At 69.3% G+C, this 15961-nt stretch carries 12 protein-coding genes and 1 pseudogene; 9 read left to right on the top strand and 4 right to left on the bottom strand.

What is annotated here, in order from left to right:
- Window positions 1-121: 121 nt before the first annotated feature.
- The 3 genes from ABZT49_RS06700 to ABZT49_RS06690 all read right to left on the bottom strand — a co-directional run bounded on the left by ABZT49_RS06700 (window position 122) and on the right by ABZT49_RS06690 (window position 4546).
- Window positions 122-1936: an NADPH-dependent assimilatory sulfite reductase hemoprotein subunit gene (locus tag ABZT49_RS06700; RefSeq protein WP_355284670.1), complete on the bottom strand. Its 1815-nt coding sequence runs from the start codon at window positions 1934-1936 to the stop codon at window positions 122-124.
- Window positions 1937-2173: 237 nt separating this feature from the next.
- Window positions 2174-3946, bottom strand: a complete 1773-nt coding sequence (locus ABZT49_RS06695) for a flavodoxin domain-containing protein (protein ID WP_355284667.1) — start codon at window positions 3944-3946, stop codon at window positions 2174-2176.
- A gap of 108 nt (window positions 3947-4054) precedes the next feature.
- Window positions 4055-4546, bottom strand: coding sequence for an Lrp/AsnC family transcriptional regulator (locus ABZT49_RS06690; RefSeq protein ID WP_236992009.1), 492 nt, complete (start codon window positions 4544-4546; stop codon window positions 4055-4057).
- Window positions 4547-4759: 213 nt separating this feature from the next.
- Here ABZT49_RS06690 and ABZT49_RS06685 point away from each other — a divergent pair, with 213 nt between their 5' ends.
- The 7 genes and pseudogenes from ABZT49_RS06685 to ABZT49_RS06655 all read left to right on the top strand — a co-directional run bounded on the left by ABZT49_RS06685 (window position 4760) and on the right by ABZT49_RS06655 (window position 11826).
- Window positions 4760-5593, top strand: a complete 834-nt coding sequence (locus ABZT49_RS06685; protein WP_355284664.1) for a phosphoadenylyl-sulfate reductase — start codon at window positions 4760-4762, stop codon at window positions 5591-5593.
- The gene (cysD, locus tag ABZT49_RS06680; RefSeq protein ID WP_355284661.1) at window positions 5590-6525 is read left to right on the top strand and encodes a sulfate adenylyltransferase subunit CysD; all 936 of its coding nucleotides are present in this window, start codon (window positions 5590-5592) and stop codon (window positions 6523-6525) included. The genes ABZT49_RS06685 and cysD overlap by 4 nt, the downstream gene beginning before the upstream one ends.
- Window positions 6525-7824 (top strand): annotated as a pseudogene (gene cysN / locus ABZT49_RS06675) (sulfate adenylyltransferase subunit CysN); the annotation flags it as partial. The gene cysD and the pseudogene cysN, both read left to right, overlap by 1 nt.
- Complete coding sequence (locus ABZT49_RS06670) at window positions 7809-8939, top strand: sulfate ABC transporter substrate-binding protein (protein WP_355284673.1); 1131 nt, start codon at window positions 7809-7811, stop codon at window positions 8937-8939. The pseudogene cysN and the gene ABZT49_RS06670, both read left to right, overlap by 16 nt.
- On the top strand, window positions 8936-9805 hold the full coding sequence (cysT, locus tag ABZT49_RS06665) for a sulfate ABC transporter permease subunit CysT (protein WP_355284658.1): 870 nt from the start codon (window positions 8936-8938) through the stop codon (window positions 9803-9805). Before ABZT49_RS06670 ends, cysT begins: the two co-directional genes overlap by 4 nt.
- Entirely contained in the window at window positions 9798-10682 is an 885-nt protein-coding gene (cysW, locus tag ABZT49_RS06660) for a sulfate ABC transporter permease subunit CysW (RefSeq protein WP_355284655.1), read from the top strand. Before cysT ends, cysW begins: the two co-directional genes overlap by 8 nt.
- A gap of 1 nt (window position 10683) precedes the next feature.
- Window positions 10684-11826, top strand: a complete 1143-nt coding sequence (locus ABZT49_RS06655) for a sulfate/molybdate ABC transporter ATP-binding protein (RefSeq protein ID WP_355284653.1) — start codon at window positions 10684-10686, stop codon at window positions 11824-11826.
- 240 nt (window positions 11827-12066) lie between these two features.
- On the opposite strand, the gene ABZT49_RS06650 is transcribed toward ABZT49_RS06655, so the two are convergent.
- A complete protein-coding gene (locus ABZT49_RS06650; protein WP_355284650.1) occupies window positions 12067-12804 on the bottom strand; it encodes a GntR family transcriptional regulator in 738 nt (245 codons plus the stop codon).
- A gap of 134 nt (window positions 12805-12938) precedes the next feature.
- Between ABZT49_RS06650 and ABZT49_RS06645 the strand changes: the two genes are divergently transcribed.
- Entirely contained in the window at window positions 12939-13991 is a 1053-nt protein-coding gene (locus ABZT49_RS06645; protein ID WP_355284647.1) for a TRAP transporter substrate-binding protein, read from the top strand.
- Window positions 13992-14239: 248 nt separating this feature from the next.
- Window positions 14240-15802: an AMP-binding protein gene (locus tag ABZT49_RS06640; protein ID WP_355284644.1), complete on the top strand. Its 1563-nt coding sequence runs from the start codon at window positions 14240-14242 to the stop codon at window positions 15800-15802.
- Window positions 15803-15961 lie beyond the last annotated feature (159 nt).

Genomic DNA, 15961 nt, shown 5'->3' with positions numbered 1-15961 from the left:
CTCGCAGACTTGGTCAGGCAGACCTCACCAGCCTGACCGCCCGCGATTTTGCCCCGGTTACGCTTCGCGATTGCAACGCGATCGTGAAGTGCTCTAGATGCCGTGCCAACAGACGACCCGCTCAGGCCACCGCCTTCCGCGCACCCGTCTGCACGTGGAAGTCCGGCCCGTTGCCGGTCTTCGCCACGTAGCCGGCCCGGATCACGAAGTCGCCGAAGCGCTCGCCATTCTGCCGGTCCTTGGCGTAGGCCGCGAAGAGCGGGTCGAGCTTCGGGCGGATGTCGGAGGCCGTGACGTCCTCGGCGTAGAGCTTGCTCAGCCGCGAGCCGTCGAAGGCGGCGCCGAGATAGAGGTTGTAGCGCTCGGGCCCGCGGCCGACGAGGCCGATCTCGGCGATGAACGGCCGGGCGCAACCATTCGGGCAGCCGGTCATCCGGATCGTGATGTCGTCATCAGACAGGCCGTAGGAGGCCAGGCTCTCCTCGAGCTCGTCGATCAGGCTCGGCAGGTAGCGCTCGCTCTCGGCGAGAGCCAGGCCGCAGGTCGGCAAAGCCACGCAGGCGAGGCTGTTGCGGCGCAAAGCCCCCGCGCCGGTGGTCAGGCCGTATTCCTGCACCAGCGCGTCGATCTCCGCCTTTCGGTCCGCCGGGACGTTGGCGATGATGACGTTCTGGTTGCCGGTGAGGCGGAAATCGCCCTGGTGCACCTCGGCGATGCGGCGGAGCCCCGCGAGGAATTGCGGCCCGCCCTCGACGTCCTTGATCCGGCCCGACGGCACGTAGAGCGTCAGGTGGTGCTTGCCGTCGTCACCCGCGACCCAGCCGTAGCGGTCGCCGTTGCCCGTGAAGGTGAAGGGCTTCGGATCCGGGAAGGCGCGGCCGACGCGCTTCTCGACCTCGGCGCGGAACGCCTTCAGGCCGTAGCGCTCGATCGTGTACTTCAGGCGCGCGTTCTTGCGGACATTGCGGTTGCCCCAGTCGCGCTGGACGGTCATCACCGCCTCGGCGACCTTGAGGGCGTAGTCCGGCTCGCAGAACAGCATCACGTCGGCGGTGCGCGGGAAGGTGTCGGTCTCGCCGTGGGTCATGCCCATGCCGCCACCGACCGTGACGTTCCAGCCCGTCACCTTGCCCTTCTTGTCGAGGATGGCGATGAAGCCGAGGTCGTGGGCGTAGACGTCGACCTCGTTGGAGGGCGGCACCGCCACGATGGTCTTGAACTTCCGCGGCAGGTAGGTCTTGCCGTAGACCGGTTCGACCTCGGCCGCGTCCTCGCCGCCGACCACGCGCTCGCCGTCGAGCCAGATCTCGCGCCAGGCACTGGTCTTCGGCAGCAGGCTGTCGGAGATGTCCTTCGCCAGCTTGTAGGCCGCCTCGTGCGCGCCCTTCTGGGCCGGGTTCGTCGCCGCCATCACGTTGCGGTTGACATCGCCGCAGGCCGCGATCGTGTCGAGCAGCGCCGAATCGATCGCCGCCATCGTGCGCTTGAGGTTCGACTTGATGACGCCGTGATACTGGAAGGTCTGGCGCGTCGTCGCCCGCAGGGTGCCGTTGGCGTAGGTGCGGGCGATCTCGTCGAGGATCAGCCACTGCTTCGGCGTCACGACGCCGCCGGCGATGCGCAGGCGGATCATGAAGGAGTAGGCCTTGTCGAGCTTCTTCCTGGTCCGCTCAGGCCGCAGGTCGCGGTCGTCCTGCAGGTACATCCCGTGGAACTTCACGAGCTGCCCGTCATCGTCCGAGATCGCGCCAGTGGCGTTCTTGAGCAGGCCCTCGGCAAGCGTGCCGCGCAGGTAGCCGCTGGCGATCTTGATGTGCTCGTTCGCCGAGAGCTTGGCGGCCCGCGCGGCCTCCGCCTCGGTGATCGGGCGCTCGGTCGGCGGCGTCTCGTAGACGCGCTCGGCAGTCTGGGTCTCGGCGGTCTTGTGGTCGGCCATGGGCGTGGTGTCCGTTCGGTCGCCGGGTACGGCGCGTAATCTACCGGCATCTCCGGCGCGCGACAGCGCCGAATGAGACGCGGGATCCCCTCTCCCGTGCGGGAGAGGGGTAGGGGTGAGGGTGTGACGCCTCAAAACTGATCACCGGCAGAAGCGCCGATCCGTTGCCGGATCTAGCTCCCTTCGCCTCTCTCCGCCCGCGGGAAGAGGGAAGATGCGCACCAGCCGGCGCGTGTCTTAATAGACGTCCTGCTGGTAGCGGTGACCGCGCTCTAGGCCGGCCACGGCGGCTTCCGCAGCCGCCGCGTCGAGGCCCTTCACGTCGGCGAAGGCCCGCACCAAAGCCGCCCGCACATCCTTGGCCATCGCCTTGGCGTCGCCGCAGACGTAGAAATGGGCGCCGCCGTCGAGCCAGGACACCAGTTCCTGGCGCTGCTCCCAGATCCGGTCCTGGACGTAGATCTTCTCGGGCTGGTCGCGGGAGAAGGCGACGTCGATGCGCTTGAGCGAGCCGTCCTCCAGAGCCTCCTGCCATTCGAGCTGGTAGAGGAAGTCGTGGGTAAAGTGGCGGTCGCCGAAGAACAGCCAGTTGCGGCCGGGCGCCCCGGTGGCGCGGCGCTCCTGCACGAAGGCGCGGAACGGCGCCACGCCGGTGCCGGGGCCGACCATGATGATGTCCGTCGCCGGATCCTTCGGCAGGCGGAAATGCTTGTTCGGCTTCACCCGCACCTTCAGCTTGGCGCCGGTGCGGATCCGGTCCGCCACGTGGACCGAGGCGACGCCGGTGCGCGCACGGTCATGGGTTGTATAGCGTACGGCCGCGATGGTCAGGTGGGCCTCGTCGCCGACCTCGGTCCGCGAGGAGGCGATCGAGTAGGCCCGCGGCGGCAGCGGCCGGGTGATGTCCGAGAGAGCTTGCGCGGTCAGCTTCGCCGGATAGGTCTCGATCAGGTCGATGAGGTGCCGGCCCTCGATCCAGGCCCGGACCTCGTTCGACTCGATCAGGCGGCGCGCCTCCTCGTGGCCGGTGGCCTTGACGAAGCGCTCGACCGTCGCGGCGGACAAGGTGGTGATGTCGCGCTCGGCGAGCAGCGCCTGACGCAGGACCGAATCGCCCTCGAGGCCGGCGGCCTTGAGGATCTGGTCGACCAGGGCCGGATCGTTCTCGGGGTAGAGCTCCAGCGAGTCGCCGGGCTCGTAGGCCGGGGCCGCGTCCTCGAAGGCCAGCGCGAGGTGGATCGTCTCCTTGTCGGAGCGCGACGAGTTGAGGTTGACGTGCTCGATCACTTCGACGGTGACCGGCTCGCGGCTGACCTCGGCATCCTCGTCGGCGGTGCCGCGGGCGAAATCCACCGCCACGACGTTGCCGGCCGGCTCGGCCGGAGCCAGCGCCTTGAGGGCGTCCTTGATCCAGGCGGCGGCCGGCTTGTCGAAGTCGAGGTCGCAATCGACCCGCGGCAGCACGCGCTTGGCGCCCAGCGCCTCGAAGCGCTCGTCGAGGCGCTTTCCGATGGCGCAGAACTCGGCGTAGGAGGTGTCACCGAGCGCCAGCACACCGAACTCGACCCCGTCGAGGCGCGGCGCGGCCTCGCCCATGATCTCGCCATAGGCCCGCACGGCCCGGGCCGGCGGCTCGCCCTCGCCCCAGGTGGCGGCGATGACGACGAGGCGCTTCTCCTTCCCGAGCGCGGCGACGTCGAGATCGGCGAAGTCGACGACCTTCGGCTTGAAGCCGCTCTTGCGCGCGAGCTTCGACACGTCGCCGGCGAGTTTTTCGGAATTGCCTGACTCGCTGGCGAACACGATCGTCAGCGGCTCGGCGGCCCGCGGCGGGGCGGCCGGGGCGGGAGCCTCGGCGGCGATGCTGCCTCCGGCAGCGTCGAGGCCGGCGAGGAAGCCCGCCAGCCACGCCCGCTGCAGGGCGGTCGTGGAGCCGAGGGCGGCGTCGAGATGGGCCCGCTCGGCGTCGCCGAAGGGAGCCGTGCGGGGAAGAAGCGCGGAGCGAGACATGCCCGCACAGATGTGCCCGCGCCGCGCCGGAGTCAACCAAAATGTTCTTTTTGAAGAACGGGCTCGAGGGAGAACATCGCTATCGTCGGCGGGACCAGAAAGAGAATATTATTTCCCTCCGGCCGCGACGGGCTGGACGAAGGGGGCCGTCGGGAGCGGCAAGGCGGTGGTGCTCTTCACCTTCTCCATGGCGAAGCGCGACGTCACGTTCTTCAGCGGCAGCACCGCGATCAGGCGCTTGTAGAAGGCGTCGTAGGCCTGCATGTCGGCCACCACGACGCGGAGCATGTAATCCACGTCGCCGGCCATGCGGTAGAATTCCAGCACCTCGGGCATCCCCGAGACGGTGGCGGCGAAGCGCTCCAGCCATTCGCGGGAATGGTCGCTGGTCTCGATCGAGACGAAGACCGTTAACCCTAGGCCCAGTTTCACCGGGTCGAGCACCGCCACGCGGCGGTCGATCACCCCGTCCGCCTCGAGGCGCTGGATGCGTTTCCAGCAGGGGGTCTGCGACAGGCCGACGCGCTCCCCGATCTGGGCGATCGACAGGGTGGCGTCGTTCTGGAGCAGGGCGAGGATCTTCAGATCGATGGCATCCACTGCGCGGCTCCACTTTTGGAGAAGATTCTTTCAAGACTGACCCTCGGGAAGGGAATGGATTTTCTACCCGAGGGTTGGCCGGATCCCGACTATCGCGGGATACGGGTGCGACGGGGAGGAAAAACTCCGGGACCGCATCCCAGCCATGCCTTGACAGTGTTCGGTATAGCGAACAGTTACCGCCTCACACAAGCAGCCAATCCCGGGCTCTCCATGACCTCTCCCCTCGACCGCGCGGCGCAGGAGCTGGCCGCGCGCCTGCATCCCCTCGCCCTGCCGGCGCGCCTCGCGCTGATCGACGCGACGGTGGACGGCCGCCTGGTCTTCACCACGAGCTTCGGTCTCGAGGATCAGGCGCTCACGCATGCGCTCCGCATGGCGAAGTCGCGCGCCGAGATCGTGACCCTCGATACCGGCCGGCTCTTCCCCGAGACCTACGACGTCTGGGCCGAGACCGAAGCGGCATACAATTTCCGCATCCGCGCCTACGCGCCGGAGCGCGAGGCGGAGGAACGCTTCGTTGCGGAATCCGGCATCAACGGCTTCCGCCACTCGGTGGCGGCGCGCCAGGCCTGCTGCGGCTTCCGGAAGGTCGAGCCCCTGGGCCGCGCGCTCGAAGGGGCCGCCGGCTGGCTCACGGGCCTGCGCGCCGGACAATCGGCCAACCGGGCCGAGACGCCGCTCGCCGAGGCCGACCACGCCCGCGGCCTGATCAAGCTCAACCCCCTGGCCGACTGGACCCGCGAGGCGCTGGCCGAGCTGATCCACCAGAACTACGTGCCCTACAACGTGCTGCACGACCGCGGCTTCCCGTCGATCGGCTGCGCGCCCTGCACCCGCGCCGTCAAGCTCGGCGAGCCCGAGCGGGCCGGCCGCTGGTGGTGGGAACAGGCGGGCAAGCAGGAATGTGGCTTGCACGTCGCAGGCGCGCCCGGAGGTGAGATCCGGCAAGGGCAGGAGCCCGCCGCCTTCGAGTCGGCACAGTCCGATACGATACACTCCACCGATTCGATCCCGAACAAAACCAATTCGGAGCTGGCTGCATGAGCGCCGCCCTCAAGACTCGCACGGACGGCCTCGACCGCCTGACTCACCTTCAGCGCCTGGAGGCCGAGAGCATCCACATCATGCGGGAGACGGTCGCCGAGACCGAGAACCCGGTGATGCTGTACTCGATCGGCAAGGATTCCTCGGTGCTGCTGCACCTGGCGCTCAAGGCCTTCGCGCCGGGCCGGCTGCCGTTCCCGCTGCTCCACGTCGACACGACCTGGAAGTTCCGCGAGATGATCGCCTTTCGCGATCGGCGCGCCAAGGAGCTCGGCCTCGACCTCCTCGTCCACACCAACCCGGACGGGCTCGCCCGCGGCATCGGGCCGGTGAGCCACGGCTCCGAGGTCCATACCGACGTGATGAAGACGCAGGCGCTGCGCCAGGCCCTCGACAAGCACAAGTTCGACGCGGCCTTCGGCGGCGCGCGGCGCGACGAGGAGGCCTCGCGCGCCAAGGAGCGCATCGTCTCGCTGCGCACCGCCCAGCACCGCTGGGACCCGAAGCGTCAGCGCGCCGAGCCCTGGCACCTCTACAACATGAAGAAGCAGCGCGGCGAGTCCTTACGCATCTTCCCGCTGTCGAACTGGACCGAACTCGATATCTGGCTCTACATCGAGCAGGAGAACATCCCGATCGTGCCGCTCTACTTCGCGGCCGAGCGCCCGGTGGTGCAACGCGACGGGCAGCTGATCATGGTCGACGACGAGCGCCTGCCGCTGAACCCCGGCGAGACGCCGGAGATGCGCCTGGTCCGGTTCCGGACGCTCGGCTGCTACCCGCTGACCGGGGCGGTGGAGAGCGACGCCGCGACGCTGCCGGAGATCATCGGCGAGACGCTGGCCGCCCGCACCTCCGAGCGGCAGGGACGGGTGATCGACAAGGACGGCGCCGGCGCCATGGAGCGCAAGAAGCAGGAAGGTTACTTCTGATGACCGTGCACCAATCCACCCGCGCCTTCGGCTACGAGGCCTTCCTCGCCGCCCACCAGCGGAAGGAAGTGCTGCGGTTCATCACCTGCGGCTCCGTCGACGACGGCAAGTCGACCCTGATCGGGCGGCTGCTGCACGACACCAAGCAGATCTTCGACGACCAGGTCAGCGCGCTGGAGCGCGATTCGCGCCGCCACGGCACGCGGGGCGGCGAGCTCGACCTGGCGCTCCTCGTCGACGGTCTCCAGGCCGAGCGCGAGCAGGGCATCACGATCGACGTCGCCTACCGGTTCTTCTCGACCGAGCGGCGCTCGTTCATCGTCGCCGACACCCCCGGCCACGTCCAGTACACCCGCAACATGGCGACCGGCGCTTCGACCGCCGAGGTCGCGGTGCTGCTGGTCGATGCGAGGAAGGGCCTCAGCCCGCAGACCCGGCGCCACGCGCTGCTGGTCTCGATGCTCGGCATCCGCCGCGTCGTGCTGGCGGTCAACAAGATGGACCTGATCGGCTGGTCGCAAGACCGGTTCGAGGCGATCGTGGCCGAGTTCCAGGCCTTCGCGAGGGGTCTGAACTTCGCCGACGTCACCGGCATCCCGCTCTCGGCGGCGAACGGCGACAACGTCGTGCTGCCCGGCACCGCCGCGCCCTGGTACACCGGCGCGCCGCTGCTTCAGTACCTCGAGGAGGTGCCGGCCCATGTCGAGGAGGAGGCCGCGCCGTTCCGCATGGCGGTGCAGTGGGTCAACCGGCCGAATTCCGATTTTCGCGGATTCTCCGGCCTGATCGCCTCCGGCGCGGTCGCGGTCGGCGATGCCGTGGTGGTGGCGCCCGCCGGCACCCCGTCCACGGTCGCGCGGATCTACACCTATGACGGCGATCTCCCGCGGGCCATCGCCGGCCAGTCGGTGACCCTGGTTCTCGCCGACGAGGTCGACGCCTCGCGCGGCAGCGTGATCACAGCGGCGGCGCAACCGCCGATCGTCAGCGACCGCCTGGAGGTCCGGCTGTTCTGGGCCAACGAGACCGAGCTGACGCCGGGCGCGACCTACCTCGCCAAGGTCGGCACGGTGACGGCCAACGCCGTGGTCGAGGCCGTGCGCGCGCGCATCGACACCGAGACCGGGCAGGGCGTGCCGGCCGAGCGTTTGAGCGCCAACGATATCGGCGACGTCACCCTGAGCCTCGACCGCAAGGTCGCGGTCGACGCCTATCGCCAGAACCGCGACACCGGCAGCCTGATCCTGATCGACCGGGCGACCACCGACACGGCGGCGCTCGGCCTGGTTCAGGCACCCCAGGCCACCCCCCAGGGCGGGACCAAGGTCGAGACGACCGAGGCGAAGCCCGAGCCGGCCCCCGCCGGCGGCGGCCTCCTCGGCTCGCTGAAGCGGCTGTTCCGGGGCTCGTCCCTGGCGCTCCTCGCCGGGGTCTCGCTCCTCGCTCTCGCCGGGGCGCCTGCCCCGGCGAAGGCGCAACAGCTCCTGAACGTCTCCTACGACCCGACCCGGGAGCTGTACCGGGCGATCGACGCGGCCTTCGCCAAGGAGTGGAAGGCGAAGACCGGCGAGACGGTGACGGTGCGCGCCTCGCATGGCGGCTCCGGCGCCCAGGCCCGCTCGGTGATCGACGGGCTGCCGGCCGACGTGGTGACGCTGGCGCTCGCCAGCGACATCGACGCCATCGCCGCCCGCTCGAAGAAGCTGCCGGCCGACTGGCAGAAGCGGCTGCCGCACAACTCGACGCCCTACACCTCGACCATCGTGTTCCTGGTCCGCAAGGGCAACCCGAAGGCGATCAAGGACTGGGACGACCTGGTGAAGCCGGGAATCCAGGTCATCACCCCGAACCCCAAGACCTCGGGCGGGGCGCGCTGGAACTACCTCGGGGCTTATGCCTATGCGCTCGCCAAGAACGGCAACGACGAGGCCAAGGCGAAGGATTTCGTCACCGCCCTGTTCAAGAACGTGCCGGTGCTCGATACCGGCGCGCGCGGCGCCACCACCACCTTCGTGCAGCGCGGCCTCGGCGACGTGCTGATCGCCTGGGAGAACGAGGCCTTCCTCGCCGACGAGGAATTCGGCAAGGGCAAGTTCGACATCGTCGTGCCCTCGCTCTCGATCCTGGCCGAGCCGCCGGTGGCGCTCGTCGACGCCAATGTCGACCAGAAGGGCACCCGCAAGCAGGCGGAGGCCTACCTGCAGTTCCTCTACACCCCGGAGGCGCAACGCCTCATCGCCAAGAACTTCTACCGCCCGCGCGATGAGTCCGCGGCGGCCAAGGAGGACCTGGCGCGCTTCCCGAAGCTGAAGCTCGTCACCATCGACGACACCTTCGGCGGCTGGGCCAAGGCCCAGAAGACGCATTTCGACGATGGCGGCGTGTTCGACGCCATCCTGAAAGCCCGCCAATGAGCGGCGCCGCGGCCCTGCCCGCGGGGCGGGCCGCACCCCGCTTCCGCCGCCCGAGCGCGCTGCCGGGCTTCCGCCTGACCTTCGGGATCACGCTCACCTACCTGACCCTGCTGGTGCTGCTGCCGCTGGCGGTGCTGCTGCTGCGCGCCGCCAGCGTCGGCCCGGCGGGCCTGTGGGCGCTCGTCACCGATTCCCGCAACCTCGCGGCGCTCAAGACCTCGTTCGGCCTGTCGCTCGCGGCCGCCGCGATCGACGCGGTGTTCGGGCTCCTGATCGCCTGGGTGCTGACCCGTTACCGCTTCCCCGGCCGGCGGATCATCGACGCGCTGGTGGATCTGCCCTTCGCGCTGCCGACGGCGGTCGCCGGCATCGCATTGGCCAGCCTCTACGCGCCGAACGGCTGGCTCGGCGCGCCGCTGATGAGCCTCGGGATCAAGGTTGCCTACACGCCGCTCGGCATCCTGGTGGCGCTGGTCTTCGTCGGCCTGCCGTTCTGCGTCCGCACGGTGCAGCCGCTGGTGGCCGAGATCGACAAGTCGAGCGAGGAGGCCGCCGCGATCCTCGGCGCCTCGCGCTTCCGGGCCGTCGTGACGGTGATTCTGCCGCCGCTGATCCCCGCGATGCTCACGGGTTTCGCGCTCGCCTTCGCCCGCGCCGTCGGCGAGTACGGCTCGGTGATCTTCGTTGCCGGCAACCTCCCGTATGTTTCGGAGATCGCGCCGCTGCTGATCGTGATCAAGCTCGAAGAGTTCAACTATGCGGGCGCCACCGCCATTGCGGCCGTGATGCTGCTGATGTCGTTCACCGCGCTCCTCGCCATCAACCTGGTGCAGGATCTGAGCCGCCGCAGGTTCGGGCATGTCTGAGACCACCGTTCCGTCGATCCGACCCAGCTCCCGCGGCCCGCACGCGGCGCTGACCGAGCCGCGCCCGGTCCGCATCGCCCTGACTCTCGCGGCGATCGCCTTCCTCGGCCTGTTCCTGCTCCTGCCGCTGGCGGTGGTGTTCGTCGAGGCGCTGAGCAAGGGCTTAGGGGCCTACCTCGCCACCTTCGCCGAGCCGGACGCGCTGGCGGCGATCCGCCTGACCTTGCTCGTCGCGGTGATCGCGGTGCCGCTCAACGTGGTGTTCGGCCTGTGCGCCTCCTGGGCCATCGCAAAGTTCGACTTCCGCGGCCGTAACCTCCTCATCACCCTCATCGACCTGCCGTTCTCGGTCTCGCCGGTGGTGGCGGGGCTGATCTACGTGCTCATCTTCGGGGCGCAGGGGCTGTTCGGGCCGTTCCTGAACCGCCACGGCATCGAGATCATCTTCGCGGTGCCGGGCATCGTGCTCGCGACCGTGTTCGTCACCTTCCCGTTCGTGGCCCGCGAGCTGATCCCCTTGATGCAGGATCAGGGCACCACCGACGAGGAAGCGGCGTTGACCCTCGGGGCGAGCCCCTGGCGGGTGTTCCGGACCGTGACGCTGCCCAACGTGCGCTGGGCCCTGCTCTACGGCGTGCTGCTCTGCAACGCCCGGGCGATGGGCGAGTTCGGTGCCGTGTCGGTCGTGTCGGGTCGCATCCGGGGGCTCACCAACACCATGCCGCTGCACGTCGAGATCCTGTACAACGAGTACAACTACGTGGCGGCGTTCGGAATCGCCTCGCTGTTGGCGCTCCTGGCGCTCGTCACCCTGGCGGGCAAGACTTTCCTCGAATGGCGCCACGCGGATGCGCTGGCCGGACGCGGAGCCCACTGAGATGACGGCAGGATTCGCTCCCAGCACCCTGTCCCTGCGCCGCGATGCGCAGGCCCAGGTCCGCCCGGCCGAGGCCGCCTCGCCCGAGCGCCTGCGCCACGCCGGCACGTCGGTGCGCGTCGACGGGATCGTCAAGCGCTACGGCGGCGGCGGTCCGGCGGCGCTCGAAGGCGTCAGCCTGGCGATCGAGCCGGGCGAGCTTTTGGCGCTGCTCGGCCCGTCGGGCTCGGGCAAGACGACGCTCTTGCGCGTCATCGCCGGCCTCGAGATCCCCGATGGCGGACGGGTGTTCTTCGGCTCGCAGGACACCACCGACATCGCCGTGCAAAGCCGCGGCGTCGGCTTCGTGTTCCAGCACTACGCCCTGTTCCGCCACCTGACGGTGTTCGAGAACATCGCCTACGGCCTGCGCTCACGGCCCCGGGCTCACCGCCCGAAGGAGGACGAGATCCGCCGCCGGGTCGAGCGCCTGCTGGAGCTGGTGCAGCTGCCCGACCTTGCCAAGCGCTATCCCGGCCAGCTCTCGGGCGGCCAGCGCCAGCGCGTCGCGCTCGCCCGTGCGCTGGCCGTCGAGCCCTCGGTGCTGCTCCTCGACGAGCCGTTCGGCGCGCTCGATGCCCAGGTGCGCAAGGACCTGCGCCGCTGGCTGCGCGAGATCCACCGCGAGACCGGCCAGACCACGATCTTCGTCACCCACGACCAGGACGAGGCGCTGGAGCTCGCCGACCGGATCGCGATCCTCAACCGGGGCCGCATCGAGCAGGTCGGCGCGCCGCACGAGGTCCAGGACCACCCGGCCTCGCGCTTCGTGATGTCCTTCGTCGGCGAGACGGCGCGCCTGCCCGCCGAGGTCTCGGGTGGCGAGGTCCGGGTCGCGGGTCGCGCCGTGATCGCGGCGGAGCCGGGCTGGCCGCAGGGGCCGGTCGATCTCTGCCTGCGGCCGTGGGACCTCACGGTCGGGCAGGGAGCCGGCACGCTGCCCGGCACCGTGCGCGAGTGGCGCCGCACCGGGCGGGGTACCGTGGCGGAGATCCTGCTCGATGGCGCCGAGGCGCCGGTCGAGGTGAAGGTGACGGAGGTCTACGAGCCGGGGGACCGGGTGGCGCTCGCGGTGGGCGCGGCGCGGGTGTTCGCGCGGAGTTGAGTGAAGGAGAGCGACCTTCGCTCTTGCTCGACAGTCCTTCCACCCTCCCTGTCATCCCGGGGCCGCGCAGCGGAACCCGGGATCCATAACCGCCGACGCGTCAGGAAGAGGCGGACAGGGTTCAGCCTGAGCCTGCACCCTCGGCGGTTATGGATCCCGGGTTCTCGGCTGCGCCGAGCCCCGGGATGACATCGAGGGTTTCACGACGTTCGGTGTCCGGGACGGCGAAGCGCTCCGCGGCTACCGCCGCACCCGCCGGCCCCGCGCCTCCTCGGCCACCGCATCCTCCTGCGCCCGCAGCCGGTCGACGAACACCGTCGCCGCCCGGGCGATGTGCTGGCGCGAGAGCCGATCCGCGGAGTCGCCGTCGCCGGCCGCGATCGCGTCGAGGATCGCCGCGTGCTCGTCCCAGATGCGGCGCGGCATCGTCTCGTCCTCGCGCAACACCTCGCCCATGATTCGCCGCAGGTGGTTGAAGTGCGGCGCCGCGGTCTCGACGATGATCGGGTTCTCGGCGATCTCACCGAGGAAGCGGTGGAAGGCGATGTCGGCGGCGATCAGCTCCGCGACCGAGCCGGTCTCCGCCGCCGCTCGCCCCGCCGTGACGAGGGGAGGGCCCTCGGCGCGGGCGCGGGCCGGGTTGCGCTCGGCGGCGAGCCGGCTCGTCAGCCCTTCGAGCACGCCGCGCACCTCGTAGAGGTTGCGCACGAACGACGCTTCGAGCGGCGCCACCACCAGCCCGCGGCGCGGCGCGTCGCGCACGATGCCGTGGTTGCGCAGGAGCAGCAGCGCCTGCTGCACCGGCTGGCGCGAGACGCCGTAGGCATCGGCGAGCTCGTCCTGGATCAGCCGGGTGTTCGGCGCCAGCCGGCCTTCCGTGATCTCGCTGAAGATCGCCCCATAGACCTGCTCGACGAGCCGGTGGCGCGTCGGGCCGCTGGTGTCGGTCTCGCCGGCCATGGCCGGATCCCCTCTCACGCAAAAACTCTCCTTCGACGTGTTGCGCAAACCAGGCGCCCATGCAATACCGAATTCGAAATTCGAATTCTGAATTCAATAAATGCCGCGGCCGGAAAGGCCGACGGGTTCGGAATTCCCGAGGGAGAAACGCCATGTCCGATGTGAGGACGCTCCATTCCCGTCCGACGGGTCTTCACCGCCGCCATCTGCTGGCCGCCGGCCTCAGTGCCGCCGCTAGCCTCGCGGCCGGCTTCCCGCGCCCGGCTCTGGCGCAGGGCCAGAAGCTCGCCTTCAAGCTCGGCACCGACCTGCCGGTGCCGCATCCGGTCAACGTGCGCCTCAAGGAGGCGATCGCGGCGATCGGCAAGGAGACCAACGGCGCGGTTGAGATCAGCCTGTTCCCGTCGAACCAGTTGGGGAGCGACTCGGACATGCTGTCCCAGATCCGCTCCGGCGCCCTCGAACTCGCGACCTTCCCGGGTACCGTGGTCTCAACGCTGGTGCCGGCGACCTCGCTCACCGGCATCGGCTTCGCCTTCACGAGCTACGACAAGGTCTGGGCCGCGATGGACGGCGAGGTCGGCGGCTACATCCGCAAGTCGATCGAGAAGGCGAACCTCGTCCCGTTCGAGACGACCTGGGACAACGGCTTCCGGCAGATCACCACCAGCACCAAGCCGATCCGCACGCCCGACGACCTGAAGAACTTCAAGATCCGCGTACCGGTGGTGCCGCTCTGGGTCTCGATGTTCTCGGCGCTCGGCGCCGCCCCGGTCAGCATCCCGCTGAGCGAGGCCTATTCGGCGCTCCAGACCCGGATCGCCGACGGGCAGGAGAACCCGCTCGCGCTGATCAACTTCGCCAAGTTCTACGAGGTGCAGAAATACTGCTCGCTCACCAACCATGCCTGGGACGGCTTCTGGATGATGGCGAGCGGCCGGGTCTGGCGCGGCGTGCCGGCGGACGTCAAGGCGATCATGGAGAAGCACCTCAACGCCGCGGCCTTGAGGGAGCGCGACGACATCGCGCAGGCCAACCGCGACACCCAGAAGGAGCTGGAGGGCAGGGGGCTCGTGTTCAACGCCACCGACCCGGCCGCCTTCCAGTCCGCACTCAAGGCGACGAAGTTCTACGGCCAGTGGCGCGAGAAATTCGGGCCGGAGGCCTGGGCGCTGGTGCAGAAATATGCCGGGGATATCGGCTGAGAATCTTTTCGAGTTTGCGCACGCCTCAAACTCACACCGTCATCCCGGGGCTCGCCGGAGGCGAGAACCCGGGATCCATAACCGCTGACGATGCCGGACCAGGCGACGGCGTTCCATCTCTTCCTGAAATGTCGGCGGTTATGGATCCCGGGTTCCGCTTCGCGGCCCCGGGATGACCCGGAGGGTGGCACTCTCCCAAAGAGTGCCGAAGACATCCTGAGCAGAAAGACCAGACGAGGACCACCACGATGAGGGATGTGCTCACGCCCGGGCAGATGCTCGCCGTCCAGGCGCGCCTGCAGCCCGACCGGATCGGCGCGCGCGACCTCGAGCGCGAGATGACGTTCCGGCAGTGGAACGCCCGCGCCTGCCGCCTCGGCAATGCTCTCCTCGGCCTCGGCCTGAAGAAGGGCGACCGGGTGGCGGTGCTGGCCTACAATTGCGTCGAGTGGCTGGAGCTGTATCCGGCCATGGCGAAGGCCGGCCTCGTCGCGGTGCCGATCAACTTCCGGCTCGTCGGCCCCGAGGTGCGCTACATCCTGGAGGATGCCGAGGTCGCAGGCTTGATCCTGCAGGACGAACTGGCCGGCACGATCGAGGAGATCCGCGCCGACCTGCCGATGCCGGAGTCGCGGGTGGTGTGGTTCGGCGCGACGCCGTGCCCGGCGGGCTTCTCCTCCTACGAGGACCTGATCGGCAAGGCCAGCGAGGACGAGCCCGGCACGGCGGTCGATCCAGCCGATCCGTGGATGCTGATGTACACCTCCGGCACCACCGGCAAGCCGAAGGGTGCGATCCGCTCGCATCGCGGCGCCGCCATGCTGTCGATGATCACCGACATCGAGCTCGGCGTCCACCGGCGCGATTCGGCGCTGCTGGTCATGCCGCTCTGTCACGCCAACTCGCTCTACTTCTTCGGCGCGTTCAGCTATTGCGGCGGCGTCACGAGCGTCTACTCGCGCAAGAGCTTCGATCCCGAGCATTGCGTGCGGGCGCTGGCCGAGGGCGGCGCCAGCTTCACCTCCCTGGTGCCGACGCATTACGCGATGATGCTGGGTCTGAGCCCGCAGGTGCGGGAGCGCTACGACCTCACCCGCATCACCCGCCTGATGATCTCCTCGGCCCCGGCCCGGCCCGACACCAAGCGGGCGGTGATGGAGTTCTTCCCGAATTCCGGGCTCTACGAATTGTACGGCGCCACCGAGGTCGGCTGGGCGACGATGCTGCACCCGCAAGAGCAGTTCACCAAGCTCGGGTCGGTCGGCCGCGAATGTGTCGGCTCGGCCCCGATCAAGCTGCTCGACGAGGCCGGCAACGAGGTGCCGGACGGGCAGGCCGGCGAGCTGTATTGCAACAACCCGTACCTGTTCGACGGTTACTGGAAGCTGCCGGAGAAGACGAAAGAGGCCTTCCGTGGCGAGTACTGCACCGTCGGCGACATGGCCCGGCGCGACGCGGACGGGTTCATCCACCTCGTCGATCGCAAGAGCAACATGATCATTTCGGGCGGCGAGAACATCTATCCGTCCGAGGTCGAGGCCCTGCTCGGCGGCCATCCGGCGGTGCACGACGTGGCGGTTCTGGGTCTCCCCGACGAGACCTGGGGCGAGCGCGTCCACGCGGTGATCGTCCTGCGCGACGGCGCCAGCGCCACCGAGGCCGAAATCCTCGGCTGGTGCAAGGACCGGCTCGCCGGCTTCAAGCGCCCGCGCACGATCTCGTTCATGGAGGATGCCGCGATGCCCCGGACAGCGACGGGGAAGAACCTGCACCGGAAGCTGAAGGAGCGGTTGGTGCGGGGGGAGGGGTAGGGGGCCGCAAGATACCCCTCCCCCCTCTGCGGGGGAGGGTGCCCCGCGGAGCGGGGCGGGAGAGGGGACGCCGCTTCCGGAAATGGCTGAGCCGTCCTGACGGGCGTGCCCTGGATCAGCGTCGCGGTGCCCCTCTCCCCGCCCCAGGGGGCGCAGGGG

It is taken from the genome of Methylobacterium sp. EM32 (assembly GCF_040593685.1).
GTDB lineage: Bacteria > Pseudomonadota > Alphaproteobacteria > Rhizobiales > Beijerinckiaceae > Methylobacterium.
This window is presented reverse-complemented; position numbering and strand designations above follow the sequence as displayed.

Excerpts from the sequence above, each read along its gene's own strand:
- ABZT49_RS06645 (WP_355284647.1), top strand. The coding sequence starts at position 12,939 with ATGTCCGATGTGAGGACGCTCCATTCCCGTCCGACGGGTCTTCACCGC.
- cysD (WP_355284661.1), top strand. The coding sequence starts at position 5,590 with ATGAGCGCCGCCCTCAAGACTCGCACGGACGGCCTCGACCGCCTGACT.
- ABZT49_RS06685 (WP_355284664.1), top strand. The coding sequence starts at position 4,760 with ATGACCTCTCCCCTCGACCGCGCGGCGCAGGAGCTGGCCGCGCGCCTG.
- ABZT49_RS06700 (WP_355284670.1), bottom strand. The coding sequence starts at position 1,936 with ATGGCCGACCACAAGACCGCCGAGACCCAGACTGCCGAGCGCGTCTAC.
- ABZT49_RS06695 (WP_355284667.1), bottom strand. The coding sequence starts at position 3,946 with ATGTCTCGCTCCGCGCTTCTTCCCCGCACGGCTCCCTTCGGCGACGCC.
- cysT (WP_355284658.1), top strand. The coding sequence starts at position 8,936 with ATGAGCGGCGCCGCGGCCCTGCCCGCGGGGCGGGCCGCACCCCGCTTC.
- ABZT49_RS06640 (WP_355284644.1), top strand. The coding sequence starts at position 14,240 with ATGAGGGATGTGCTCACGCCCGGGCAGATGCTCGCCGTCCAGGCGCGC.
- ABZT49_RS06655 (WP_355284653.1), top strand. The coding sequence starts at position 10,684 with ATGACGGCAGGATTCGCTCCCAGCACCCTGTCCCTGCGCCGCGATGCG.
- cysW (WP_355284655.1), top strand. The coding sequence starts at position 9,798 with ATGTCTGAGACCACCGTTCCGTCGATCCGACCCAGCTCCCGCGGCCCG.